This window comes from Nonomuraea sp. NBC_00507 (assembly GCF_036013525.1).
Lineage (GTDB): Bacteria > Actinomycetota > Actinomycetes > Streptosporangiales > Streptosporangiaceae > Nonomuraea.
Genome location: NZ_CP107853.1, coordinates 2,062,118 through 2,086,420 on the forward strand (window position 1 = coordinate 2,062,118; position 24,303 = coordinate 2,086,420).

General features: G+C 68.9%; 22 protein-coding genes. 13 read left to right on the forward strand and 9 right to left on the reverse strand.

What is annotated here, in order from left to right:
• Positions 1-76: 76 nt before the first annotated feature.
• Entirely contained in the window at positions 77-880 is an 804-nt protein-coding gene (locus tag OHA25_RS10565) for an FKBP-type peptidyl-prolyl cis-trans isomerase (RefSeq protein WP_327587380.1), read from the forward strand.
• On the opposite strand, the gene OHA25_RS10570 is transcribed toward OHA25_RS10565, so the two are convergent.
• Both OHA25_RS10570 and mads6 read right to left on the reverse strand, forming a co-directional pair.
• On the reverse strand, positions 867-1,394 hold the full coding sequence (locus OHA25_RS10570; protein WP_327587381.1) for a GNAT family N-acetyltransferase: 528 nt from the start codon (positions 1,392-1,394) through the stop codon (positions 867-869). The two genes, OHA25_RS10565 and OHA25_RS10570, sit on opposite strands and share 14 nt — an antisense overlap.
• A complete protein-coding gene (gene mads6, locus OHA25_RS10575; protein WP_327587382.1) occupies positions 1,391-2,737 on the reverse strand; it encodes a methylation-associated defense system protein kinase MAD6 in 1,347 nt (448 codons plus the stop codon). The genes OHA25_RS10570 and mads6 overlap by 4 nt, the downstream gene beginning before the upstream one ends.
• A 60-nt stretch (positions 2,738-2,797) precedes the next feature.
• Between mads6 and OHA25_RS10580 the strand changes: the two genes are divergently transcribed.
• Together OHA25_RS10580 and OHA25_RS10585 are read left to right on the forward strand one after the other, a co-directional pair.
• Positions 2,798-3,415, forward strand: a complete 618-nt coding sequence (locus OHA25_RS10580; RefSeq protein ID WP_327587383.1) for a type 1 glutamine amidotransferase family protein — start codon at positions 2,798-2,800, stop codon at positions 3,413-3,415.
• On the forward strand, positions 3,412-3,858 hold the full coding sequence (locus tag OHA25_RS10585; protein WP_327587384.1) for a MarR family winged helix-turn-helix transcriptional regulator: 447 nt from the start codon (positions 3,412-3,414) through the stop codon (positions 3,856-3,858). The genes OHA25_RS10580 and OHA25_RS10585 overlap by 4 nt, the downstream gene beginning before the upstream one ends.
• Positions 3,859-3,983: 125 nt before the next feature.
• Here OHA25_RS10585 and OHA25_RS10590 read toward each other — a convergent pair whose 3' ends face one another.
• Both OHA25_RS10590 and OHA25_RS10595 read right to left on the reverse strand, forming a co-directional pair.
• Positions 3,984-4,862, reverse strand: coding sequence for a helix-turn-helix domain-containing protein (locus OHA25_RS10590; RefSeq protein ID WP_327587385.1), 879 nt, complete (start codon positions 4,860-4,862; stop codon positions 3,984-3,986).
• Positions 4,863-5,023: 161 nt separating this feature from the next.
• Positions 5,024-5,464, reverse strand: a complete 441-nt coding sequence (locus tag OHA25_RS10595) for an O-methyltransferase (RefSeq protein ID WP_327587386.1) — start codon at positions 5,462-5,464, stop codon at positions 5,024-5,026.
• 441 nt (positions 5,465-5,905) lie between these two features.
• Between OHA25_RS10595 and OHA25_RS10600 the strand changes: the two genes are divergently transcribed.
• On the forward strand, positions 5,906-6,172 hold the full coding sequence (locus OHA25_RS10600) for a hypothetical protein (protein WP_327587387.1): 267 nt from the start codon (positions 5,906-5,908) through the stop codon (positions 6,170-6,172).
• Positions 6,173-6,367: 195 nt separating this feature from the next.
• Positions 6,368-6,646, forward strand: coding sequence for a hypothetical protein (locus OHA25_RS10605; RefSeq protein WP_327587388.1), 279 nt, complete (start codon positions 6,368-6,370; stop codon positions 6,644-6,646).
• 112 nt (positions 6,647-6,758) lie between these two features.
• Here the strand turns inward: OHA25_RS10605 and OHA25_RS10610 are convergent, their stop codons facing one another.
• Complete coding sequence (locus OHA25_RS10610) at positions 6,759-7,256, reverse strand: C40 family peptidase (protein WP_327587389.1); 498 nt, start codon at positions 7,254-7,256, stop codon at positions 6,759-6,761.
• 380 nt (positions 7,257-7,636) lie between these two features.
• On the opposite strand from OHA25_RS10610, the gene OHA25_RS10615 reads away from it, so the two are divergent.
• On the forward strand, positions 7,637-7,990 hold the full coding sequence (locus OHA25_RS10615; protein WP_327587390.1) for an STAS domain-containing protein: 354 nt from the start codon (positions 7,637-7,639) through the stop codon (positions 7,988-7,990).
• 28 nt (positions 7,991-8,018) lie between these two features.
• On the opposite strand, the gene OHA25_RS10620 is transcribed toward OHA25_RS10615, so the two are convergent.
• From OHA25_RS10620 to OHA25_RS10630, 3 genes are read right to left on the reverse strand one after another with little or no spacing between them, the layout of a single operon-like run.
• On the reverse strand, positions 8,019-9,428 hold the full coding sequence (locus OHA25_RS10620; protein ID WP_327587391.1) for a family 2B encapsulin nanocompartment shell protein: 1,410 nt from the start codon (positions 9,426-9,428) through the stop codon (positions 8,019-8,021).
• 27 nt (positions 9,429-9,455) lie between these two features.
• Positions 9,456-10,397, reverse strand: coding sequence for a 4-hydroxy-3-methylbut-2-enyl diphosphate reductase (locus OHA25_RS10625; protein ID WP_327587392.1), 942 nt, complete (start codon positions 10,395-10,397; stop codon positions 9,456-9,458).
• Positions 10,398-10,409: 12 nt separating this feature from the next.
• On the reverse strand, positions 10,410-11,459 hold the full coding sequence (locus OHA25_RS10630) for a polyprenyl synthetase family protein (RefSeq protein WP_327587393.1): 1,050 nt from the start codon (positions 11,457-11,459) through the stop codon (positions 10,410-10,412).
• Positions 11,460-11,634: 175 nt separating this feature from the next.
• Here OHA25_RS10630 and OHA25_RS10635 point away from each other — a divergent pair, with 175 nt between their 5' ends.
• The 5 genes from OHA25_RS10635 (at position 11,635) to OHA25_RS10655 (ending at position 15,969) form a co-directional block, all read left to right on the forward strand.
• The gene (locus OHA25_RS10635) at positions 11,635-12,816 is read left to right on the forward strand and encodes a zinc-dependent alcohol dehydrogenase (RefSeq protein ID WP_327587394.1); all 1,182 of its coding nucleotides are present in this window, start codon (positions 11,635-11,637) and stop codon (positions 12,814-12,816) included.
• Between the two features lie 50 nt (positions 12,817-12,866).
• A complete protein-coding gene (locus OHA25_RS10640) occupies positions 12,867-13,916 on the forward strand; it encodes an NAD-dependent epimerase/dehydratase family protein (RefSeq protein ID WP_327587395.1) in 1,050 nt (349 codons plus the stop codon).
• A gap of 237 nt (positions 13,917-14,153) precedes the next feature.
• On the forward strand, positions 14,154-14,624 hold the full coding sequence (locus OHA25_RS10645) for an ATP-binding protein (RefSeq protein ID WP_327587396.1): 471 nt from the start codon (positions 14,154-14,156) through the stop codon (positions 14,622-14,624).
• Between the two features lie 33 nt (positions 14,625-14,657).
• On the forward strand, positions 14,658-15,557 hold the full coding sequence (gene folP / locus OHA25_RS10650) for a dihydropteroate synthase (RefSeq protein ID WP_327587397.1): 900 nt from the start codon (positions 14,658-14,660) through the stop codon (positions 15,555-15,557).
• A 13-nt stretch (positions 15,558-15,570) separates the two neighbouring features.
• On the forward strand, positions 15,571-15,969 hold the full coding sequence (locus OHA25_RS10655; RefSeq protein WP_327587398.1) for a J-domain-containing protein: 399 nt from the start codon (positions 15,571-15,573) through the stop codon (positions 15,967-15,969).
• A 151-nt stretch (positions 15,970-16,120) separates the two neighbouring features.
• Here the strand turns inward: OHA25_RS10655 and OHA25_RS10660 are convergent, their stop codons facing one another.
• Positions 16,121-18,430, reverse strand: a complete 2,310-nt coding sequence (locus OHA25_RS10660) for a glycoside hydrolase family 6 protein (protein WP_327587399.1) — start codon at positions 18,428-18,430, stop codon at positions 16,121-16,123.
• Between the two features lie 311 nt (positions 18,431-18,741).
• Between OHA25_RS10660 and OHA25_RS10665 the strand changes: the two genes are divergently transcribed.
• Both OHA25_RS10665 and OHA25_RS10670 read left to right on the forward strand, forming a co-directional pair.
• Positions 18,742-21,693 carry a glycoside hydrolase family 48 protein gene (locus OHA25_RS10665; protein WP_327587400.1) on the forward strand — a complete coding sequence of 984 codons (2,952 nt, stop codon included), beginning with the start codon at positions 18,742-18,744 and terminating at the stop codon, positions 21,691-21,693.
• On the forward strand, positions 21,636-24,266 hold the full coding sequence (locus OHA25_RS10670; RefSeq protein ID WP_442942180.1) for a glycoside hydrolase family 9 protein: 2,631 nt from the start codon (positions 21,636-21,638) through the stop codon (positions 24,264-24,266). Before OHA25_RS10665 ends, OHA25_RS10670 begins: the two co-directional genes overlap by 58 nt.
• The last annotated feature ends 37 nt before the right edge of the window (positions 24,267-24,303 follow it).

Here is a 24,303-nt window from a genome sequence, read left to right on the forward strand (position 1 = left end):
TGTCGGGAGATGGCCAGACCCGAAGCTTTCCTTTTGCGCATCGGGGCTAGTAATTCCTCCGGATTGGAGGAACATCGTGCGCCTGTTCTGGCCTGCCGTCCTCATGGTCGCCACCTCGTGTGGCCTGGCCGAGGAGGGCACACAACCCGTCGTCACCGGAGCGGTCGGCAGCAAGCCGATCGTCGCCATCCCCAAGGGGGATCCAGCCCGCACGTCGCGGATCACGGTGCTGTCGGAGGGGAGCGGGCGGCGCACGCTGCCGGGGGACGTGGTGCTCGCGGACGTGGACATCCGGCGGTGGTCCGGCAATCAGCCGTATCTGAGCACCTACGACGCCAACCAGCCCACCACGGTCGTCTTCGACGGCAGGCAGGTGGCGGAGACCTGGCGCCGCTCGCTCATCGGTCACCCGGCGGGCAGCCGCGTCATGCTCGTCGGCCCCGCCGCCGAGGCCCTGGGGCCGGACGTTCCGGTGACCGGCGTCGCGCCCGCGGACACGCTCGTGGTGGTCTTCGACATCCTGGGCGGCTACCCGCCCGACGCCCGCCTGATCGGCCGCGCGCTGCCGGTCGTCCCCGCCGACCTCACGCCTGCCGCGCCGCCCCGCACCCTCATCGACGGCTCCGGGCGGGAGATCGTGGCCGGCTCGAAGGTGGTCGTCCAGTACGTGGCCGCCGCCTGGCCGTCCCGCCTGGTCGTGGACTCCTCCTACCGGCGGGGCGGACCGGCGGCGTACCCGCTGAAGCCGGGTGCGGTGCCGCCGGCCTGGCTGAGCGCGCTGGTCGGGCAGCGGGTGGGCTGCCGCATGGCGGTGCCGTCCCCGGGCGAGGAGCCGAGGCTGTACGTCATCGACGTCCTGGACACCATCACCCAGGCGTGACCTCGCCGTCGAGGTCGGAGCGGATCATGCTGTAAAGCACGCCGTCGTGCCACTTGCCGGCGCGGAACCCGCCGCCGCGCAGGACGCCCTCCCGGGTGAACCCGGCCTTCTCCAACGCCCGCTGCTCGGCCAGGTTGTCGATCTCGGTGGACGCCTCGATCCTGTTGGCCGTCGTGTGGTCGAAGAGGTAACGGGCGATCAGCTTCTGTGCCTCAGTGCCGATCCCCCTGCCGCGGAACTCCGGCGCCACGATGATCCCCATGGACCAGTAGTAGCTGGCGCGGTCGGCGATCTGCTTCCTGAAGGACACGAAACCGGCCGCCTCGTCGCCGTCCGCGATGATCAGCATGCCACGGTCGTCGCCGAGCATTCCGTTGTCCGCCCATTGTTCGCGGACCCGGTGCGGGTTCTGGAAGCCGTACCACTGGAAGGCACCCGTGCTGTCCGGGTCGCTGATGAGCCGGTGGAGGAAGGGCAGGTCGTCCTCGTCGACGGGACGCAGCTTGATGGTCATGATCCGGACACTATGCGACGGACCAGGCGCCTGAGCCGTGATTCCTGAACCGGCGCGGCCTGCAGGGCGTGCAGCGCCTCGGCGGCGGTCGGCCGCTTGGCCGGAGAGTGGTCGAGCATCCGTCGCACCACCTCGGGCACATCAGGGCCGTGGGCGTCGGCGCTCGTCGGCAGCTCCCCGGTGAGCAGCTGGTAGGCGATCGCCCCGGCCGCGTAAACGTCGGACGCGACCGTCATCCTGTCGGGCCGCTCCTGGCACTCCGGCGCCACGTAATGCGCGTCCAGCACGTTGCCCAGCTCGTGGGCGACGGTGTAGTTGCGCGGTCCCGGCTTGGCGTAGTCGAACCCGGTCAGCACCGCGTGGCCGTCGTCGGTGACCAGCACGCACGCGGGCGTGAGCGCCCGGTGCATGACGCCGTTGGCGTGCGCGTGCGCCAGCCCGCGCAGCAGGTCCTGGATCACGCCCATCCGCTCGCCCCGGCCCAGCGACAGGTGCAGCGCCTGGCCGTGCACGTCGTCGAGCACCAGCACGAACCGGCTCTCGTCGTCGATGGCGAAGAAGTCGCGCGAGCGCACCACGCACGGGTGCGGGGGGATCCTCGCCAGCGTCTGGTAGGCGTTGGCGATGCGCTGCCGCTCGGCCGCCCGCGCTTCGTGGTCGGCCAGCGGATCGGCCTGGTAAACCCGGAGCAGCACGGTCTCGCTGCCCGGCATCGTCGCGTTGAACGCGCGGTATTCGGTGACCTTGGCATCACCCCCGAGCTGCTCCTCCACCTCCCAGTTGCCGAACCTGGGCGGCGCGGTGCTGCGGCGCACCGTCTGGTTGAGCGCGTCGAGAACCGCGGTCATATAGGGTCGCGCGTCCGGGCTGCACCCGCGTCTGACCCGCGAGGCGTCGCTCAGTGTGGCCAGGAGGGCGGGCAGGGTCGTGACGTTGACCGCGTCGCGCCCGGCCGGATCGACCAGCTCGGCGTCCGGCGAGGAGAGCACGACGAGGCTGTCGACGTAGACGCGTTCGAGCTGGGTGGCCTTGGACACCAGCAGGCCCTTCAGCGCCTTGGCCGTGCCCCGCAGCTTGGCCACCGGAGAGCCGAAGGCCTCCCTGCGCGGCGGGAACCACCGCGTGCCCGACACCTCGATCCGCCCCCTGGTGCCCTTGACGTCGACGACCACCAGCGAGTGGCCGGTCAGCACGAGCAGGTCGACCTCGAAGACGTCATGGCCGCGCGGGACCTCGATGTTGTGCAGCAGAAGCCAGTCGGCGGGCGCTTGGTCGCGCAGGTATGCGATGACGCGCCGCTCGGCGTCGTTGACTGGACGTCCTCCGCCGACGATCTCTGCCATGCGCCCATCCTCCCACGCAATCCGATTGACAACATGCTGTCGAAATGACAAGATGTTGTCATGAAGGAAATCGTTCACCACGCCGTTTACGACACGCTCGCCGACTGGGAGACCGGTCACGCGACCGCGCACCTGCGCAACGGGAGCTACCAGCGCGAGCCCGGCGCCTACGAGATCGTCACCGTGGGCCTGACCACCGACCCCGTCGTCACGATGGGCGGGCTGCGCATCACCCCGGACCTCGCCCTCGACCAGCTGTCTCCGGCCGGCAGCGCGTTGCTGATCCTGCCGGGGGCGACCCTGTGGGACGCGGGCGGGGAGTTGGCGCCGTTCGCGCGCAAGGCCCGTGAGTTCCTGGAGGCCGGGGTGCCGGTCGCGGCCATCTGCGGCGCCACGGCCGGGCTCGCCAGGGAGGGGCTGCTGAACGAGCGCGAGCACACCAGTGGCGCCGTGCAATATCTGGAGGCGCAGGAGGGCTACACGGGCGCCAAGCGTTACCTGGACCAGGACGCGGTGCTCGACGGCGACCTCATCACGGCCGGGCCCACGGAGCCGGTCGCGTTCGCCAGGGAGATCTTCCGGCGGCTGGACATCTACCGGCCCGAGGTGCTGGACGCCTGGTTCCGGCTCTTCTCCCGGAGCGACCCCTCGGCCTACGAGGTGCTGATGGCGGCATGAGTGAGAAGTCGGACCTGCTGTCGGGCCTGGCATTGGGGGCGTTCCGGCTCAACGGCCAGTTCCTCCAGGTCGCGGAGGGGCTGGCCAGGCCCGCGGGGATGACTGCGGCCTGGTGGCAGGTGCTCGGCGCGGTCCTGCGCGAGCCCCTGCCCGTGGCCGGGATCGCCCGGGTCATGGGGATGACCAGGCAGGGGGTGCAGCGGATCGCGGACCTGCTGGTGGAGCGGGGGCTGGCCGAATACCGGCCCAACCCGGCGCACCGGCGGGCCAAGCTGCTCCAGCCGACGGCGGCCGGCCGTGAGGCGATCTCCAAGATCGTCCCTGGACACCAGGAGCTCGCCGACCGTCTGGTGGGCGAGCTGGGGCTGGAGCAGGCACGGCAGTGCCTGGAGGCCCTCCAACGGCTGTCGGCCGCTCTGGACCGCCTCGGCGACCAGCCCTGACCCCGCCCGCCCCGGCGACCGTCTGCGCTCCCTCACCACCCTCCGCACTTCGGCGGAGGTCCTTTGAGTGGAGGCCGAAGCCCCAGGGCGGCGGACGTGCGACGACGCAGCAGGTGTGGGAAGGTCTACAGCTTCTCGATGATCTGGTCCAGGAGGGCCGGGGTGCCGGCTGGGGGCGAGGCGTGCACGCCAAGCTCGTCCAGCAGCCGGCGGTAGTGGCGCACGTCGCTCTCCTTGGTCAGGTATTGGGCGCCGGTGAGGTGCTCGAGGTAGACGACGTCGTTCAGCCCCTGCTGCGTGAAGCGGAGCATGGTGACGGGCCCGACGCCGCCGATGGTGCTGCCTGAGGCGAACGGGACGATCTGCAGGGTGATGTGCGGTTGTCCGGCCATCCGGGCGAGGTGCTCCAGCTGCGCTCGCATGATGGCCTCGCCGCCGACCCGGCGGCGCAGGGCGCCTTCGTCCAGCACCACCCACAGCTTGCGCGGCGTGGGCGGGTTCAGGATCTCCTGCCGGCGCATTCGCAGCGCGACCCGGCGTTCGATCTGTTGGGGGGAGTCGTGCTCGTGGCCCTGTGCGATCACGGCGCGGGCATAGTCCTCGGTCTGCAGCAGGCCGGGGACGAACTGCACCTCGTGGGTCCGGATCAGCGCGGCGTCGTGCTCGAGCCCGAGGTACGGCTCGAACCAGTCGGGGATCACGTCGCGGTAGTCGCTCCACCAGCTCGGTGCGTTGGCCTGGGCGACCAGGGCGAGCAGGCTCGCGCGCTCGGCGTCGTCGCTCACGCCGTACAGGGTGAGCAGGTCGGCCACGTCGCGCCGCTTGAAGCTGGTGCGCCCGGACTCCATGCGACTGATCTTGGAGTGTGAGCCGCGGATGGCGTATCCGGCGTCCTCGCGGGTGATGCCGCTGGACTCGCGGAGCCGGCGCAGCTGTGCGCCGATGAGGAGCCTCAGCGCGGTCGGTCCAGATTGGAGCGAATCGCTATCGAATATTTCGGTCATGTCGCCCATACCGCGAGCACTCCGTATCTATGCTCCTAAATCGGCAGATCTCCATAGTTCCGGCCTGAGGACAATCCTGCCACGCCAGCCGATGCGCGTGCCGTATCTCCTAAATTGGGGAATGTAGTGCTCTTTCGTGTATTTATGGGGATTCGGCGTGGCTACCGGGCCGTCGCCAGGATGACGCCGGAGCCGTGGCCGGCCAGTTCGACGGCGACCAGCCGCTCGTGCCCGAGCAACGTCCGCCGTACGGCCTCCTGCCTGCCGGCGAACTCCGCGTCCCACACCACGGCGGGCGCGGGCACCATGTCGTCCACGACCAGCATGCCCCGCGGGCTCAGCGCGGCGATCGTGAGCTCCAGCCCCACCTGCTTGCCCGCCTCTGCATCCGCGAAGACCAGGTCGAAAGTCCCGAGCCCCGGCAGCAGGTCCAGCGCGTCCCCCGAACGGAAATCCACGAACCCGGGCCAGTCACCATTTGTCACCAGCTCGGCCCGCCCGAGATCGCACTCGATCGTGGTCACCGTCACGTCGGCCCGCGGGAGGAGGCCGCTCACCAGCCAGGCGAGCCCCACCCCGGCACCGGTGCCGATCTCCAGCACGCGACCGCCTTCCGGCACGCCCGCGGCGAGAGTGGCGAGCAGGCGGCCGACGGCGGGCTCGCAGGAGAGCCCCGGGCGTCACCTGACCCCGGGGCGTCCGCCCGCAGATGGCGCTCCAGGTACGCCCATCGGCGTCCACGGCTGCTCAAAGTTTCCGGCGATCCTTGCTTATGCGGCGGTGAAAGATTGGCCCATCGATCTTGCCGCCGGCCAAATAAACGTCGATTGCCGGATAGCGAGTGCGCGCTGAGTGCCGTGCGTCGGTGATTTGCGTGAAAACCGAGTGCCAAGAAATCGAGGCGCCTCCTTGACCTCGTGGGGGGCGTTCTGGGTTGCGATACCGGCTGCCTGCCGCGATTGTTATCTGCGGCACCTCACAGCCCTGCACAAACGACTATGGCGCCGGGAATTCCGCGCCCATACATGGAGGAAAAGACAAGTATGTTCGGTCGTATTCTGGCGGGCGCGGCAATCGCGGCAGTCGCCCTGGGCTTCACGGCCACCACCGCGTCCGCCGACCAGCCCAGCCCGAACAACTCGGGTCAGGCCATCTTCAGCCAGTTCCAGGTCTTCGATGACGTGCTGAACGGCTGGTTCAACAACTCGCTCAACGAGGCGCTCAGCGGCGCCGAGCTGTCCCTCGTCGAGAACCTGATGATCAACGAGGTCGACCTCGACCTGCTGACCAACAACAACGGCGTTCAGTAACCACAGCAAGGTCAGTGTCGCCGGGGTCGGCGACACCACCTACTGACACTCGTCGCGTGGCGCAGCAGGAGAGGCGATTCGCGGCCGCCCCCTTGGCGGCGGCCGTCTGGCCAGAGGCGCCCTCCTCGCGCCCAGGCGAAGCGCGAAACGACCATGGCGCTGAATTCGCGCCCATCCATGGAAGGAAAGACAAGAATGATCAGTCGTATTCTGGCGGGCGCGGCAATCGCGGCCGTGGCCCTGGGCTTCTCGGCCTCCAGCGCGTCCGCCGACCAGCCCAACGCCAACAACTCGGGTCAGGCGGTGCTGAGCCAGTTCCAGGTCTTCGACGACGTGCTGAACAACTGGTTCAACAACTCGCTCAACGGGGCACTCAGGGACACCGAGGTGTCCCTCGTCAAGTTCCTGTACCTCGAGGAGGTCGACCTCGACCTGCTCACCAACAACCACGCTGCGGTCACCCCCCGCTTCTGACGCGCGCAGGAGTCCGTCGTGGGTGCTCGCGAGGCCACGGACGGCTCTTGAAGAACACCGAATGTCCGAGCGCCGTGCGGCTCAGGTCGCTCCTGGGCCGCACGACTCACCCTCAGACCGCCGAGTCGGCGCGGCCGGCACCCGGCCTCACCACCCCCAGGAAGTGCGGCCGGTCCAGCGGGTCCACGCGCACGAACGTCCCTGTGTACGGGGCGTGCACCATTCTCTCCCCGTCGACCGCGATGCCGACGTGCTCCGGCCCGTCACGCTGCGGCTTGCTGTCGTAGAAGACCAGATCCCCTGGCTGCACCTGCTCCCTCGTCACCCTGATCCCGGAATGCCACTGCTGCTGCGTCGTGGATCCGATGGGCACCCCCGCCCGCGCGTAGGCGTACTCGGCGAGCCCTGAACAGTCGAACCCCTTCGTCGTGGCGCCCCTCCCTATCCCGTATCCGGGTCCCTGCACCCCGCCCCCGCCCCACGAATACGGGACGCCGATCATTTCCAGCGCCGCGCGCAGCGCGATCAGCCCGGTCTCCGACCTGCCGCTGAATGTGCAGGCGATAGCGCATGCCGCCGCTATCAGCGCTCGTGTCCATCTTCCTTTCATCACGTATTCAGCGCCCCCGAATCGCTGCCCGCGTGTGTTTCTGATGCGTGACTTTTCACCCGCTGTATTGGGATAAAACGCATCGGGCAAACCGCCGCAAGTCCGGAAATGTTGCGATGGTTGGAACGGGCCTCGGCTTCGCCTCGGGGTCTCGGGAGATCCCCGGCAAACCCGCCGTCCCGCGCGGGCAGCCCCGGCCCGTACGGGGATGCGGGGTCAACGGCCGGGCGAGCGGAGGGGCGCTCTGTCCGACTCTTCAGGATTTCTCACTAATTCGGTCATATTCTCGCGAAAATTACATTGTGAAACGTACGTGCTGTAACGTTGGTTCTGGCTAATTCACAACCCCCGAGGCATGCGTGTTGGGGGGTGCGAGGAGCATGGGTGGTCTCGAAGAGCGACTGCTCTACCAGGATGACCAACTCAAGATCATGATGCGCCGGAACCCAGGGTCGCCCGAGCCCCTGGCCGTCACGCTGATCGGCGAGATCGACGCCACCAACAGCCACGCGCTGGCAGGGGCCCTGGCGAGCTGTCGCCAGGGCTCGTACATCCTCGTCGACACCGGGGAACTGACCTTCATCGACGTCTCGGGGCTACGTGTGCTCGTCATGCCCACGCTGCCCCCGTCCCAGCGCTGGATCCGGCTGCACAACGTCACGCCGTACCAGCGGCGGCTGCTGCGCATGATGGGCTGGTACTACGAGCCCCGCGCCCATCACCTGCCCATTTAGCCGGGCATGTCACCTGCCGAGGGCAGGGCTAGCCGTTCCTGCCGACCTCCACGTCCTCCAGGACGCCGAGCGCGTCGGGCACCAGGACGGCGCATGAGTAGTAGGCGCTGACCAGGTAGGAGACGACGGCCTGCTCGTTGATGCTCATGAAGCGCACCGACAGGCTGGGCTGGTATTCGTCGGGGATGCCGGTCTGGTGCAGGCCGACAACGCCCTGCTTCTCTTGGCCGGTCCGCATGAGCAGGATCGAGGTCGTGCTCGTGCCGGAGATCGGGATCTTGTTGCACGGGTAGATCGGGACGCCCCGCCAGGACGGCACCCGATGCCCGTTGACCTCGCCCGCCTGCGGGTAGACCCCGCGCTTGCTGCACTCCCTGCCGAAGGCGGCGATGGCCTGCGGGTGGGCCAGGAAGAACGCCGGGTCCTTCCATACGGTGGCCAGCAGGTCGTCGAGGTCGTCGGGGGTGGGCGGTCCCGAGCGGGTGCGGATGCGCTGGCTGAAGTCGGCGTTGTGGAGCAGGCCGAACTCCCTGTTGTTGACCAGCTCGTGCTCCTGGCGCTCGCGCAGGGCCTCGACCGTGAGCCGGAGCTGCTGGTCGAGCTGGCTCATCGGGTGGTTGTACAGGTCGGAGACCCGGCTGTGCACCCGCAGGACCGTCTGGGCGACGCTCAGCTCGTATTCACGCGGGCTCAGCTCATAGTCCACGAACGTGCCGGGCAAGGTGGGCTCGCCCGTGTGGCCCGAGGACATGTCGATCGCGGCCTCGCCATAGTCGTTGTGCGCGTGCTCCACGCTGGAGCGCCAGTTGTCGAGGTGCTCCCGCAGCGCGGGCGATCCCTCGGCGATCTGCTCGAAGTCCTGCTTGGCGAGCGTGAGCACGGTGGTGGGCGTCTTGGCCCGCCAGGTGTACTCGAAGGCGCCGCCGTCGACCAGGCACTGCTCGCCGAGGTAGTCGCCGTCGGCCAAGGTGCCGAGGCTCTGATCGTCGCCGTACGCGCCGCGGCCGATCTTGCGCACCCGCCCATGGGCGATCAGCACGAGCTGGTCCGCCGGCCCGCCCTCGGTGACGATCTTCTCGTCGGCCTCGTACTCGCGCTGGACGAAACGATCGGCCAGCGCCTCGAGCACCTCCATGTCCTCGAAGCCGCGCAGCATGGGCAGCTCGGTGAGCTCGGCGGGGATGACGCGCACCTCGGAGCCGGTGTTGCTGAACGTGATCCGCCCATCCCCGAGGGTGTACGTCAATCGCCGGTTGACCCGGAACACGCCGCCGGAGCACTGCACCCACGGCAGCAGTCGCAGCAGCCACCGAGAGGTGATCTCCTGCATCTGCGGCGGCGTCTTGGTCGTGGTCGCGAGTTGCCTGGCGGCGTCGGTGCTGAGGCTGAGTTGTCCGTTGCCGTTAGCCGAGGTGGTCGATGGGGTCGTTTCGGTCATCGTGCACCTGCCTGTCTCGTGCTGGGCCTAGCCGGGGTTACGGGTGGATCGGAGTTCAGGAGGGAGGGAGAACGTCAAGGTCTCTTCGGTCAGGGCGACCTGCTCCACGTCGGCGTAGCCGCGCGCCGCCAGCCAGCCGAGTAACTCCTCGACCAGCCACTCGGGGGCGGAGGCGCCGCAGCTCACGCCCACGGTGCGCACGCCGCGCAGCCACCCCTCGTCCGCGTCGGCGGCCCGGTCGACCAGGTAGGCGGCGTCCGCGCCGGCGCCCAGGGCGACCTCCACCAGCCGCTGGGAGTTGGAGGAGTTGGCCGAGCCGACCACGATGACCAGCTCGCACTCCGGCGCGATCCTGGTGACCGCCTCCTGCCGGTTCTGGCTGGCGTAGCAGATGTCGTCGCTGGGCGGGTCGGCCAGGTGCGGGAAGCGCTCGCGTAAATCGGCGACGGCCCGCATGGTCTCGTCCACGGCGAGCGTGGTCTGCGACAGCCAGCTCATCGGCCCTGAGCCGCTCACCGTCACCTCGCTGGGGCGGGCCGGGTCCACCACATGGATGTGGCCGGGAGCCTCGCCGAGCGTGCCCTCGACCTCCTCGTGCTCGGCGTGACCGATGAGCACGATCTCGTAGCCCGCCTTCGCCAGGCGCGCGGCCTCCATGTGGACCTTGGTGACCAGCGGGCAGGCCGCGTCGATCGTACGCAGCCCGCGTCGCCGCGCCTCCTCCTTGACCGCCGGCGAGACGCCGTGAGCGGAGAAGATCACCAGCGCGCCGTCGGGGACCTCGTCGAGCTCCTCGACGAAGACCGCGCCGCGGGTGGTGAGCTCGCCGACCACGTAGGTGTTGTGAACGATTTGCTTACGCACGTAAACGGGCGGCCCGAAACGCCGCAGCGCCTCCTCGACCGTGACGATCGCGCGTTCGACGCCCGCGCAGAAGCCGCGCGGCGCCGCGAGAAGTACCCGGCCCATCTGGGAATCCCCTTACCTGATGCGGTGCGCGAGCCGGTCGGCCAGCACGGCCAGCGCGCTCGCGGCCTCCGGCTTGATCGGCGCCACGACCAGGGCCGTCATGGCCTCGCGCACCCGTTGTTCGATCATTTCCTCGACCACCGCGACCGCTCCGGTGTCGAGCAGGATCCGGCGCAGCTCCGCGGCCCGCTCCTCGGTCAGCTCAGGATCGCCGTGCCAGCGCTTGAGGTGGTCGCGCTGCACCCGCGAGGCCCGCCGCAGGGCATGGGCGATCAGCACCGTGTGCTTGCCCTCGCGCAGGTCGTCGAGCGCCGACTTGCCGGTCTGCGACGACAAGCCGAACGTGCCCAGCACGTCGTCGCGCAGTTGGAAGGCCTCGCCCAGTGGCACGCCGAACCGGGAGTAGGAGTCCAGCAGCTCGGGGGAGGCGCCGGCCAGCGCGCCGCCGATCTGCAGCGGCCGCTCCACGGTGTATTTGGCGGTCTTGAAGCGGATCACCGTCAGCGCCTCGTCCACGCTCGCGCCGGCGCGGAGCTGGGCGAGCATGTCGAGGTATTGGCCGCTGATCACTTCGGTGCGCATGGTGTCGAAGAGGTGGTGGGCGGCCCGCAACCGCGGTGGATCTATCCCGCACGACGACAACATGGCGTCGGACCAGGCCAGGCTCAGCGTGCCGAGCAGGATGCCGCCCGCCTGGCCGAACGACTCCGCGCCCGGCCCCTTGTGCAGCCCGGCCAGGCTCTTGTGCACGGTCGCCCGGCCGCGCCGCAGCTCGCTGCCGTCCATGATGTCGTCGTGGATGAGCAGGCCCGCGTGACACAGCTCCAGTGCCGCGGCGGCCCTGATGATCTCCTCGCAGTCGTCGCCGCCGGCGCCGCGCCAGCCCCAGTAGCACAGCTGAGGGCGGATGCGCTTGCCGCCGCCGAGCACGAAGCCGTTCAGCACCCCATAGGCCGCCTCGACGTCGGGATCGGACACGATCGCGCGCCAGGTTTCGAGAAAACCGCTCAGATGCTGATCAATGCGTGAACCAAGGGAGTGCTGAGTGAAGCTCACCGGCATGAGCACGGCTCCTTCGGTCAGTCGGTCACTACCAGTAGTTACTCACTGAATACGAAGCGTGTAAAGCTTCTTTGGTTACTTGGGTTTCGATGGGCCACAGCTGTTCCAACGGACTGAGGAGGCCATGGGGCGAGCGCGCCCGTTTGAGGTCTGACGTGGGGGTATGCGATCAGTCATGAAGGCAGTCACCTGGCACGGCAAGCGCGACGTCCGGGTCGAGAACGTGCCCGATCCGGCGATCAAGGAGCCCAACGACGCGGTCATCAAGGTGACCAGCACCGGGATCTGCGGCTCCGACCTACACCTGTACGAGGTGCTGGGCCCATTCATGGCCGAGGGTGACATCCTGGGCCACGAGCCCATGGGGATCGTCGAGGAGGTCGGCCCGTCGATCTCCACCATCAAGCCCGGCGACCGCGTGGTCATCCCGTTCAACATCTCCTGCGGCCACTGCCACATGTGCGGGATGGAGCTGTACGCGCAGTGCGAGACCACCCAGGTACGCGAGCAGGGCACCGGCGCCGCCCTGTTCGGCTACACCAGGCTGTACGGGCGGGTGCCCGGCGGCCAGGCCGAATACCTGCGGGTGCCGGAGGCCCAGTTCGGCCCGATCAAGGTGCCGGAGGGACCGCCGGACGAGCGCTTCGTCTACCTGTCGGACGTGTTGCCGACCGCCTGGCAGGCCGTCGAGTACGCCGATATCCCCGAAGGCGGCAGCGTCACCGTCTTCGGCTTGGGCCCCATCGGCCAGATGAGCGCCCGCATCGCCCACCACCTCGGCCACCGCGTGATCGGCGTGGACGGCGTCATGGCCCGCCTGGCGATGGCGCGCCGCCACGGCATCGAGATCGTCGATGCCAGCGAGGTGCACAACGTGCCCGAGGAGATCCGCTACCGGACGTCGGGACGCGGCACGGACTCCGTCATCGACGCGGTCGGCATGGAGGCCCATGGCTCGCCTGCCGCCAAGCTCGCCCAGACGCTCACCGGCCTGCTGCCCGACGCGGTGGCCGCCCCGCTGATGTCCAACGCGGGCGTCGACCGCCTGGCGGCGCTCAACCAGGCCATCGACTCCGTCCGCCGGGGCGGCGTGATCTCCGTCGTCGGCGTCTATGGCGGCATGACGGATCCGCTGCCGATGTTGCGCATGTTCGACAAGGGCATCACGTTGCGCATGGGCCAGGCCCACGTCAGGCGGTGGATCAGCCGGCTGATGCCGCTGGTCACCGACGAGGCCGACCCGCTCGGCGTGATGGACCTGACCACGCACCGGATGCCGCTCGAGCAGGCGCCGCGCGCGTATGAGATGTTCCAGAAGAAGGCAGACGGGGCCATAAAGATTCTGCTCCAGCCGTAAGGCCCAGGTCATAGGTGTTTCGGGGGCTGGAGAGCGGGCAGCGTGGCGGCATGAGAGTCGTTGTGGTTGGTGCTACCGGGAACGTCGGCACCAGTGTGGTGCGTGCGCTGGCCGGGGACGTTAACGTGACCTCGATCGTGGGCGTCGCGCGCCGGATGCCCGGGTGGCGGGTCGACCGCACCGACTGGCGGCAGGCCGACGTGGTCTCCGCCGACCTGACACGGATCTTCGACGGCGCGGACGTCGTGGTGCACCTGGCGTGGTTGTTCCAGCCGACCAGGGATCCGGCGACGACCTGGCGGGCGAACGTGCTCGGCAGCATGCGGGTCTTCCGCGCCGCGGCGGAGGCGGGGGTGCCTGCGCTGGTCCATGCCTCGTCCGTGGGGGCGTACTCGCCGGGGCCCAAGGACCGTCCTGTGGACGAGAGCTGGCCCACGCACGGCTGGCCGGGCGCCGCGTACGGACGGGAGAAGGCGTACGTGGAGCGGGTGCTCGACGTCTTCGAGCATGATCACCCCGGCATCCGGGTGGTGCGGATGCGGCCGGGGTTCGTCTTCCAGCGGGTGGCCGCGACCGAGCAACGCAGACTGTTCGCCGGGCCGTTCGTGCCGCGGCGGCTGGTCCGGCCGGGGCGCATCCCGTTCGTCCCGGACATTCCCGGGCTGCGGTTGCAGGTGGTGCATGCCGGGGACGTCGCCGAGGCCTACCGGCTGGCCGTCACGCGGCCGGTGAAGGGCGCGTTCAACATCGCCGCCGAGCCCGTCCTGTACCCGCACGACCTGGCCGAGCTGCTCGGCACCCGTACGGTGCCGGTGCCGCGGGGCCTGGCCAGGGCGGCCGTGGCGGCAGGGTGGCACATGAGGCTGCTGCCCGCCGCGCCGGGCCTGCTCGACATGGCCCTGCGGCTCCCGGTCATGAAGGTGGAACGTGCCAGGGACGTGCTGGGCTGGACGCCGGCGCGCTCGTCGTTCGAGGCGGTGCGGGAGCTGATCGACGGCCTGCACGACGGGGCGGGCATGGACACCGCCCCGCTCGCGCCGGACGCGGGTCCGGTCGACCGGCTCAAGGAGCTCGCCACCGGCATCGGCGGACGCCCGTAGGAATAGCTAAAAAAGTTGCCGGTAAAAAGGTAGCCGAGTGTAATGCCACTTTCTTGGGGAAGGGGTGGACCATTCGAGGTCCAGAGGCGTGGCCTGGTGTCGGAATGACGCGGAAGGGACGCCATGGACTCCTCTTCACGGGCCGCCTTTAATCAGGTCCTGCACTTCGATTCTCGTTCCGGGGGCGCCGCGTCCTCGGGCTCTGCGCGGACTCAGGCCAGGTTGGAGGAGCCTGCCATGCGCACCCTATTGACCCTGCCCTTCACGCTCCAGGACGTTACGAAGCTGCGCCGAGCGGTGGCCGAGCTCGCCGAGAAGTGCGGGCTGAACGGGCCGAGGCTGGATGACTTCGTCCTGGCCGTGCACGAGAGCGTCGTCAACGCCGTCGAGCATGCGGGCGGGCACGGGTACTTCAAGTTGTGGACGGTGAATGGCGTCATCCGCTCAGAGACGATCGATCGAGGGTCGGGCATCCCCGACGGCTACGTGGACGGTCAGTTCCGGCCGTCCGAACGCAGCTATTCGGGGAGAGGGATCTATCTCATCCGCCGGTTGTGCGACACGGCGGACTTCCACACCGGTCCGCGCGGCACCACGGTCCGGCTCACCATGCAGCTGCCGCGGGGGCGCGACTTCAGCATGCGCCAGCGCATGAGGCGGATCAGGGTCTCGGTCGGCGGCCACCCGCCGGGCCGCTTCACTGCCTGACTGACCTGCTCCTGCGCCAGGTAGGCTCGCAGCGTGAGCGGCGAGCAGCTTTCCCCCGGGATCATCTCTCCGGTCCGGCGCATCGGGCGGCGGGAGTTCGATTTCGAGCGCCAGGTCGCCATCATGGCCATCGTCAACCGGACCCCTAACTCCTTTCACGACCAGGGCCGTACCTACGCGCTGGACGGCGCCGTGGCGGCCGCGAAGAAGGCCGTGGACGACGGGGCCGACTGGGTGGACATCGGCGGGTTCGCCTTCAGTGCCGCTCAGGCGCAGATCGGCACGGCGGAGGAGATCGAGCGCGTCGCCCCGGTGATCGCCGAGGTCAGGGCCGTGACGGACGCCGTGATCTCGGTGGACACCCACCGCCCCGAGGTGGCGCAGGCGGCGATCGAGGCCGGCGCCGACGTCATCAACGACACCAACGGCCTGCGCGAGCCCGGCATCGCCGAGGTCGCCGCGGCGGCCGGTGTGAGCGTGGTGGTCACCCACAGCCTCGGCGGCCCTGGGCAGCGGGTGTTCCGGCCGAGCTATGCCGACGTGGTCGCGGAGGTGGCGGACTTCCTGCGTGAGCGGGTCGCGTTCGCGCTCAAAGCGGGCATCGCCCCCGAAAAGATCATCATCGATCCCGGGCACGACCTCAACAAGAACACCTTTCATTCCCTGGAGCTGACGCGCCGGCTGGAGGAGATCACCTCGATCGGTTACCCGACGCTGGTGGCGCTGTCCAACAAGGACTTCATCGGGGAGACGCTCGACCGTCCCCAGGGGGAGCGGAAGGACGGCACGATCGCCGTCAACGTCGTCTCCATCGTCAAGGGTGCCCGCATCCTGCGTGTCCACGACGTGCCCGCGGCCGTGGACTCCGTACGCATGACCGAGGCCGTGCTCGGCTGGCGCGGCCCGCTCGCACCGAGTCACAACCTGGCCTGACGTGGGAGTTGATGTGACAGAGCGCAAGCCGCCCGGCGTACCGTTCGAGACCTGGGTCGACCGGCAGATCCGCGAGGCGATGGAGCGCGGTGAGTTCGACGATCTGCCGGGGGCGGGCAAGCCCCTGCCGGGGCTGGACCGGCCGCACGACGACATGTGGTGGATCAAGCAGAAGGTGGAGAGCGAAGGGCTCACGATGCCGCTGCCGCCGACGCTGGCGCTGCGCAAGGAGGCCGAGCAAGCACTGGCCGAGGCGCGCGGGGCGCGGTCGGAGACCGAGGCGCGGCAGATCATCGAGGACGTCAACCACAAGATCCGCGAGGCGATCAGGACGGGATTGTCCGGGCCGCCGCTCAACCTGGTGCCGTTCAACGTCGAGCAGATCGTGTCGGAGTGGCGCCGGGCACACTGACGAGAAGGGGCCGGGTCGATGCGACCCGGCCCCTTCAGGAAGCCGAGGGACCCGGGTCAGGCGGGCCCCTCCGGTTGGTGAGGGACCTGGGTCAGGCAGGCCCCTCCGGCCGGGCTGAGGAGGCTCGGAGCTCCTCAGCCCGGCCAGGTCCTCAGTTGACCGGCGGGTAGGCGTTCGCCAGCAGCTGGCGGAACTGCGCGGAGAACCACTGTCCGGACAACGGCGCGTCGGGCAGCGCACCCGACATGTTGAACTTGTTGAGGTTGTTGCCGGTGTAGGTCGGGTCGCACATCCGGTCGAACTTCTTGCCCTCGTCGTTCGGGATGTCCCTGCTGGCGCCGTCGGACTCGCCCGGAGGCTTGATCCAGACGTAGGCGTCGAAGCCGGCGGCGGGGCTGGCGGTGGGCCGCGCCCCCAGGCCTGCGCCGTTCTGGTTGCACCAGTTGCCGGCGTGGATACGGCGGTCGGCGCGCGACTGGTCGACGAACGGGTTGAGCTCCGTCGAGGTGCTCGGCGCGGTCGGGCGGGCGCTGCCGCCCCAGCCGTTGCGCGAGGTGTCGATCAGCATGCCGAGCCCGGAGCGGAAGCCCTTGGTGATCAGCCTGTTACGCAGCTCCGTCGCGAAGGTCCGCTCGTCGATGTAGTAGTTCCAGTCCACCCAGTTCGACGCCCGGACCGACTGGTTGCCCACCTGGGTGTTGATGGTGAAGTGCGGCTCGGTGGTGATGGAGTAGTTGGCGGTGTTGACGATGAAGCCGTCCACGCTGTCCACCCCGGCGGTGGTGCCGGAGACGGTGTTGTAGAAGAGGTCGACGGCCGGCTGGAAGTTCGAGTCCCAGCCGAGCCACGCGTGGTGAGCGGCGTCGATGTAGGAGTAGACGTTGGTGATGGGCTCGAGCTGGTTCAGCGCGTACCGGACGCCGTCGACGTAGCCGCCGGGGCCGTTGGCCTCCCGGCACTTCTCGAAGGAGTTGATGTTGGTGACCAGGTTCGGCAGCGAGTCGGGCTCGATGATCGCGACGATGCGCAGGTTGGCGTACTTGGAGTCGCGGAAGATGGCCGCGATGGGGTCGATGTACTCGCTCTTGTAGCGGTTGAACCCGTCCTGGGCGATGAGGAGCTCACCGCTGGAGGCCAGCGCCGAGCAGTCGCGGTTGGGCAGGTTGTAGACGACGACCTGGATCGTCAGCGGTGCGGAGCCGTTGGCGGCGTCCTGCCTGACCGCCTCGTCCAGGTGGGCGCGCAGGCCCATGGCCGAGGAGGAGCCGGCGATGGCGGCGATGCGGTCCATCCACACGGCCGTGGAGGTGTTGGCCACGGCGGAGCCACCCGGCTCGGCGGCCGCCTTGGCGGACCAGTTCGGGTTCACGTAGCCGGTGGCGCCGGCGTACGGGTTCTCGACGTGGGTCGGGTTGGTGACGCCGTCGTCATCGGCCTCGGTGGCGGTGACGGTCTGCGAGGTCAGCCCGGTGGAGGAGACCGTGATGGGCCGGCTGCCGTTGGTGGTGTCGGTGTCCTGCGCGGCGGCCAGGGTCACCGTCTGCGCGGTGTTCCACGTCGTGGGGCTGAACGTGAGGCTGGCGCCGGAGGAGATGGTGATGTTGGTGTCGCCGGTGCCGGCCGCCGAGGTGACGGTCACGTTCGAGGAGGGCTGGGTGGCCAGCTTCACCGTGTACGTGGCGGTCGAGCCCTCGGGCACGGTCACCGCGGTCGGCGTCACGATGATCGACTGCTCCTGGACGGAGTCGTCGTCCACCTCGGTGGCGTTGACCGTGGCGCCGGTGGCGCCGGTGACGCCGACGCTGAAGGCCGCCGTGCCCGCGGTCGTGTCGGAGTCCTGCGCGGCGGCCAGGGTGACCGTCTGCGGAGTGTTCCAGTTGGACGGCGAGAAGGTCAGCGACCCGCCGGAGCTGACGGTCAGGTCCGTGTCACCGCTGGTACGCGCGGTGGAGACGGTCACGTTCGCCGCCGGCGCGGACGACAGCCTGGCGGTGAACGTCGCGGTGCCGCCCTCGTTGACCGCGACCGAGCTGGCCGACAACACCACCGACGGGGTCGTCTGGGTGCCGCCGCAGGTGACGCCGTTGACGCTGAACGTCTCCGGGTTCGGGTTGGTGCCCGTCCACGTGCCGTTGAAGCCGACGGACACGGAGGCGCCGGTGCCGAGGCTGCCGTTGTAGGGCATGTTGGTGCCGGTCACTCGGGTTCCGGACTGGGTCCAGTTCGCCCCCCAGCCGGTCGGCGTGTACTTCTGGCCGGTGGTCGGGTAGTCAAAGGCCAGCGACCATGACGTAATGGGGTCGCCGGTGTTCTTCAACGTGATGTTCGCGGTGAAACCGCCCTGACCAGGGCTGCTCGTCCACGAGTTGGCAGAGTAGGTCACGTCGCAGGCGACCGCGGCGTTCGCGGCCGTGCTCTGGCCGACGACGAGTCCTAAGGCCGCGACACTCGCGGCGGTCATGGTCACGGCCCATTTGCGAAGGCCGCGTTGGAGTCTCACGAGCGATCATCTCCAGTGCGCTGTTAGATGGCTGGGAGCGCTCCCATGGTGTGCCGGACGCGAGGCGCTGTACAGAGGCCGGCTTTCGCGGAGGTGTCCAACGCCCCGCATGCTCGTTGAATACCCCGGAACGCCGATGAAACTTTCATCCCCGGCAGCCTGGTGAGAGGAAATACGGCGGTTACCGCAATGCCATTTCGTTGACATACGCCGGACGGCCCCCACAATCCCGTTTGGGAGCGCTCCCACACCCCTACTCCCATGGAGATCCCGTGAAGTACAGACCTCCCGCGTTCTTATCGCGCGTGACGAGACGGCTCGCCGTGGCCACGACCCTCGTCCTCGTCGCGGGCGCGACCACGGCCGTGGCGGCCGCACCCGCCCAGGCCGCCGTGTCGTGTGACGTGACCTACTCTGCCAACTCGTGGACGAGCAGCCCTGGTCAGGGCGGTTTCACCGCGAACATCACGTTGAAGAACACCGGCGACCCGATCACCTCGTGGTCGCTGGCCTTCGACTTCCCGACCACCGGCCAGAAGTACACGCCGAGCGGCTGGGGGGCGAACTGGACGCAGTCCGGCACGCGCATGACCGGCACCAACATGCCGTGGAACGGCAGTCTCGGCACCGGGGCCTCCACGACGATGGGCTTCAACGGCACCTGGACGGGCACCAACCCGAACCCGGAGACGTTCAGCGTCAACGGCGTCACCTGTGGCGGGAGCGGCAACAACGTCGCGCCCACCGTGTCGCTGACCTCACCGACCGCCGGGCAGACGTTCACCGCGCCGGCCACCGTGCCGATCGCCGCGAACGCGGCCGACTCCGACGGCACGGTCTCGAAGGTCGACTTCTACCAGGGCTCCACGCTGCTGGGCACCGACACCTCGGCGCCGTACAGCTACAACTGGACGAACGTCGCGGCCGGCAGCTACTCGATCACCGCCAAGGCCACCGACAACGGAGGCGCGACCAAGACCTCGGATCCGGTCGGCATCACGGTCTCCGCGGACACGGGCCCCGCCCTCGTGGTGAGCCCGACGACGATCTCCGTGCCGGAGGCGGGAAGCGCGAGCGTCACGGTGAAGCTGTCACAGGCGCCCTCGGCGAACGTGACCGTCTCCGTCGCGCGGGCCAGCGGTGACGCCGACATCACCGTCCCCGCGCCGGCCACCAGGACCTTCACGCCGTCCAACTGGAACACCGCGCAGAGCGTCCCGCTGAACGCGGCCAACGACAGCGACACGACCAGCGGCTCGGCCGTGATCAGGTTCAGCGCCCCGGGCTATGACCCGATCGACGTCACCGCCAGCGAAGCGGACGACGACCTGGGCGGCGACAACGAGTACGTCAAGCGCTTCGTCGAGCTCTACAACGAGCTCCACGACCCGGCCAACGGCTACTTCTCGCCCGAGGGCGTGCCGTACCACTCGGTCGAGACCTTCATGGTCGAGGCGCCGGACCACGGGCACGAGACCACGTCCGAGGCCTACAGCTACTACCTGTGGCTGGAGGCGACGTACGGGCAGGTCACCGGCGACTGGTCGAAGTTCAACACCGCGTGGGCCTCGATGGAGAAGTACATCATCCCGGCCACCGCCGACCAGCCGACGAACTCCTTCTACAACCCGTCGAAGCCGGCCACGTACGCGGCCGAGCACAACGCGATCAGCAACTACCCGTCGCCGATCGACTCCAGCGTCTCGGTGGGCACCGACCCGCTGGCCAACGAGCTGCAGACCGCGTACAACACCCGCGACATCTACGGCATGCACTGGCTGCTGGACGTCGACAACACCTACGGCTTCGGCCGCTGCGGCGACGGCACGACCAAGCCTGCCTACATCAACACCTACCAGCGCGGCCCGGAGGAGTCGGTCTTCGAGACGATTCCGCAGCCGTCCTGCGACACCTTCGCCCACGGCGGGACCAACGGCTACCTGGACCTGTTCATCAAGGACGGCTCCTACGCCAAGCAGTGGAAGTACACCAACGCTCCTGACGCCGACGCGCGTGCCGTGCAGGTGGCGTACTGGGCGCTGACCTGGGCCAAGGCGCAGAACAAGGCAGGGGACATCTCCGCGACCGTGGCCAAGGCCGCCAAGATGGGCGACTACCTGCGCTACGCGATGTACGACAAGTACTTCAAGAAGCCCGGCTGCACGAGCCCCTCGTGCGCGGTCGGCACCGGCAAGGACTCCGCCGCCTACCTGCTCAACTGGTACTACGCCTGGGGTGGGGCGACCGACTCCAGCGCCGGATGGGCCTGGCGCATCGGCTCCAGCCACAACCACTCCGGTTACCAGAACCCGTTCGCGGCCTGGGCCCTGTCGAACGTGACCGAGCTCAAGCCCAAGAGCCAGACCGGCGCTTCCGACTGGAGCACCAGCCTGACCCGCCAGCTGCAGTTCTACAAGTGGCTGCAGTCCGCCGACGGCGCCATCGCCGGCGGCGCGACCAACAGCTGGAACGGCAACTACAGCGCGCCGCCGAGCACCCTGCCGAAGTTCCACGGCATGGCCTACGACTGGCAGCCGGTCTACCACGACCCGCCGTCGAACCAGTGGTTCGGCTTCCAGGCGTGGTCGATGGAGCGGGTGGCCGAGTTCTACAACGTCACCGGCAACGCCGACGCCAAGGCCATCCTCGACAAGTGGGTGACCTGGGCGCTGGACAACACCACGATCAACGCGGACGGCACCTACCAGATGCCCTCCACGCTGCGGTGGACCGGTCAGCCCGCCGGTGACTTCAACGCCACCACCGGCATGCCGCCGGCCAACCCCGGCCTGCGCGTGACCGTCGTGGACCACACGCAGGACGTGGGCGTCGCCGGCTCCTACGCCAAGGTCCTGATGTACTACGCGGCCAGGGCGAACCACACCGAGGCGCGTGACACCGCCAAGGCGCTGCTCGACGGCGTCTGGAAGAACCGCGACGCCAAGGGCGTGTCGGTGCCGGAGACCAAGGCCGACTACAACCGCATCGACGACCCGGTCTACGTGCCGCCGGGCTGGACCGGCAAGATGCCGAACGGCGACACCATCGACTCCAACTCCACGTTCATCTCGATCAGGTCCTTCTACAAGAACGACCCCGACTGGGCGGAGGTCGACGCCTACCTGAAGGGCACCGGCCCGGTTCCCAGCTTCAACTACCACCGGTTCTGGGCGCAGGTCGACGTGGCCGTCGCGCTCGCCGAGTACGGGCGGCTCTTCCCGTGAGAAAGGCAGCTCTGATCGCTGCGGCGTCGCTGGTCCTACCCCTGGTGACAGGGGTGGGGCCGGCGGCCCACGCCGCACCCGCCTTCGCCTACGGCGAGGCGCTGCAGAAGTCGCTGTGGTTCTACGAGGCCCAGCAGTCGGGCGCGCTGCCCGACTGGAACCGCGTCTCCTGGCGCGGCGACTCGGGCATGAACGACGGCAAGGACGTCGGCGTGGATCTCGCGGGCGGCTGGTACGACGCGGGTGACCACGTCAAGTTCGGCTTCCCGATGGCGTTCTCCGCCACCATGCTGGCCTGGGGCGCGGTGGAGTACCGCGACGCCTACGCGAGCTCCGGCCAGCTCACCCACCTGCTCAACAACCTCAAGTTCGTCAACGACTACTTCATCAAGGCCCACCCGTCGGCCAATGTGCTCTACGGTCAGGTCGGCAACGGCGGCACGGACCACGCTTGGTGGGGCCCGGCCGAGGCGATGCAGATGAACCGGCCGGCGTACAAGATCGACGCGTCCTGTGGCGGGTCGGACCTGGCGGGGGAGACGGCGGCGGCGATGGCGGCCTCGTCGATCGTCTTCCGCCCGACGAACCCGACATATGCCGACACTCTGGTGACGCACGCCAAGCAGCTGTACTCCTTCGCCGACACCGTCAGGAAGAAGTACAGCGACTGCATCACCGACGCGCAGGGCTACTACAACTCCTGGAGCGGCTTCAACGACGAGCTGGTGTGGGGCGCGATCTGGCTCTACCGGGCCACGAACGACGCCTCCTACCTGGCCAAGGCCGAGAGCGGCTACGCCAACCTCGGTACCGAGCCGCAGAGCACGACCAAGTCGTACAAGTGGACGATCGCCTGGGACGACAAGTCGTACGGCGCGTACGTGCTGCTGCACAAGCTGACCGGCAAGCAGCAGTATCTGGACGACGCCAACCGCTGGCTCGACTGGTGGACGGTCGGCGTCAACGGCTCGCAGGTCAAGTATTCGCCGGGCGGCCAGGCCGTGCTCGACCGGTGGGGCTCGCTGCGCTACGCGGCCAACACCTCCTTCGCGGCGCTCGTGCACAGCGACTCGATCACCGACGCCACGCGCAAGGCCCGCTACCACGACTTCGCGGTACGGCAGATCAACTACGCGCTCGGCGACAACCCGCGCAGCTCCTCCTACCTGATCGGCTTCGGCGCCAACCCGCCGAAGAACCCGCATCACCGCACGGCGCACGGTTCGTGGACCGACCAGATCACCAACCCGGAGCAGACCCGCCACACGCTGTACGGCGCGCTCGTCGGCGGCCCGCCCGACCCGAACGACGCCTACACCGACAAGCGTGACGACTACGTCATGAACGAGGTCGCCACCGACTACAACGCCGGCTTCACCAGCGCGGTGGCCAGGCTCTACAAGGAGTACGGCGGCGCCCCGGCGGCGAACTTCCCGGTCGCGGAGACCCCGGACGGTCCGGAGATCTTCGTCGAGGCGGGCGTGAACGCCTCGGGGAGCAACTTCACCGAGATCAAGGCCATCGTCCGCAACCAGTCGGCCTGGCCGGCCAGGGTGCTGTCCGACGGCTCCTTCCGGTACTACTTCACGCTCGACGGTTCGACGACGGCCTCGCAGATCAGCGTGTCGTCGGCGTACACGCAGTGCAAGGCGCCCACGTTGCACGCGGAGCAGCGAACGCTCAGGCCCGAGAGCGGTAGCTTGCGTGACCAGCGAGGGCCAAGTGAGCGCGACCATCAAACCGTGGGCGGCAGCACGTACTACGTCAGCATCGACTGCTCGGGGCAGGCCATCGCCCCGGCCGGGCAGTCGCAGCACCGCAGAGAGGTGCAGTTCAGGATCAGCAGCGCGGGCACGTGGGACCCGGCCAACGACTGGTCGTACCGCAACATCCCCACGACGCCCGGCGCGACGCCGGCGCGGACCCAGAACATCACCCTCTACAGCGGCGCCACCAAGATCTGGGGTGAGCCCCCGGGTCCGGAGGAAGAGGACGACACCCCGCCCAGCAAGCCGGGCAAGCCCGCGGTCTCCGGGATCACGGGCTCCACCGCGAAGCTCAGCTGGACGGCCTCCACGGACAACGTGGGCGTGACGGGTTATGACGTCTACCTGGGGTCCACCAAGGTAGGCACGGCCACGAGCGCCTCCTTCGACCTGAGCGGGCTCACCCCTGCCTCGTCCTACACCGCCTCCGTGGTGGCGCGGGACGCGGCAGGCAACACCTCGGCGCCGTCGGACGGCACGCCGTTCACCACCACGGACGAGCCACCGCCTCCGGGCGGCTGCACGGCGGCGTTCAAGGTGACGAGCTCCTGGGGCGGCGGCTACCAGGCCGAGGTGACCGTGAAGAACACGAGCACCTCGGCGATCAACGGCTGGACGGTCGCCTGGACGTCCCAGAACCAGATCAGCCAGCTGTGGGGCGGCAAGCACACCCAGACCGGCTCCAGCGTCTCGGTCAAGAACGAGGCCTGGAACGGCACGCTCGCCCCCAACGCCACCACCACGTTCGGCTTCATCGCCACCGGCACCGCGTCCACCCCCGACCCGATCACCTGCACCCCCGCCTGAGCGCGGACCCCGCCCCCGTCGCGCCTTGCGCCGGGGG

Excerpts from the sequence above, each read along its gene's own strand:
- OHA25_RS10610 (WP_327587389.1), bottom strand. The coding sequence starts at position 7,256 with ATGAAAGGAAGATGGACACGAGCGCTGATAGCGGCGGCATGCGCTATC.
- OHA25_RS10590 (WP_327587385.1), bottom strand. The coding sequence starts at position 4,862 with ATGACCGAAATATTCGATAGCGATTCGCTCCAATCTGGACCGACCGCG.
- OHA25_RS10625 (WP_327587392.1), bottom strand. The coding sequence starts at position 10,397 with ATGGGCCGGGTACTTCTCGCGGCGCCGCGCGGCTTCTGCGCGGGCGTC.
- OHA25_RS10635 (WP_327587394.1), top strand. The coding sequence starts at position 11,635 with ATGAAGGCAGTCACCTGGCACGGCAAGCGCGACGTCCGGGTCGAGAAC.
- OHA25_RS10640 (WP_327587395.1), top strand. The coding sequence starts at position 12,867 with ATGAGAGTCGTTGTGGTTGGTGCTACCGGGAACGTCGGCACCAGTGTG.
- OHA25_RS10605 (WP_327587388.1), top strand. The coding sequence starts at position 6,368 with ATGATCAGTCGTATTCTGGCGGGCGCGGCAATCGCGGCCGTGGCCCTG.
- OHA25_RS10660 (WP_327587399.1), bottom strand. The coding sequence starts at position 18,430 with ATGACCGCCGCGAGTGTCGCGGCCTTAGGACTCGTCGTCGGCCAGAGC.
- OHA25_RS10620 (WP_327587391.1), bottom strand. The coding sequence starts at position 9,428 with ATGACCGAAACGACCCCATCGACCACCTCGGCTAACGGCAACGGACAA.
- OHA25_RS10580 (WP_327587383.1), top strand. The coding sequence starts at position 2,798 with ATGAAGGAAATCGTTCACCACGCCGTTTACGACACGCTCGCCGACTGG.
- OHA25_RS10600 (WP_327587387.1), top strand. The coding sequence starts at position 5,906 with ATGTTCGGTCGTATTCTGGCGGGCGCGGCAATCGCGGCAGTCGCCCTG.
- OHA25_RS10585 (WP_327587384.1), top strand. The coding sequence starts at position 3,412 with ATGAGTGAGAAGTCGGACCTGCTGTCGGGCCTGGCATTGGGGGCGTTC.
- OHA25_RS10630 (WP_327587393.1), bottom strand. The coding sequence starts at position 11,459 with ATGCCGGTGAGCTTCACTCAGCACTCCCTTGGTTCACGCATTGATCAG.
- OHA25_RS10570 (WP_327587381.1), bottom strand. The coding sequence starts at position 1,394 with ATGACCATCAAGCTGCGTCCCGTCGACGAGGACGACCTGCCCTTCCTC.
- OHA25_RS10645 (WP_327587396.1), top strand. The coding sequence starts at position 14,154 with ATGCGCACCCTATTGACCCTGCCCTTCACGCTCCAGGACGTTACGAAG.
- mads6 (WP_327587382.1), bottom strand. The coding sequence starts at position 2,737 with ATGGCAGAGATCGTCGGCGGAGGACGTCCAGTCAACGACGCCGAGCGG.
- OHA25_RS10615 (WP_327587390.1), top strand. The coding sequence starts at position 7,637 with ATGGGTGGTCTCGAAGAGCGACTGCTCTACCAGGATGACCAACTCAAG.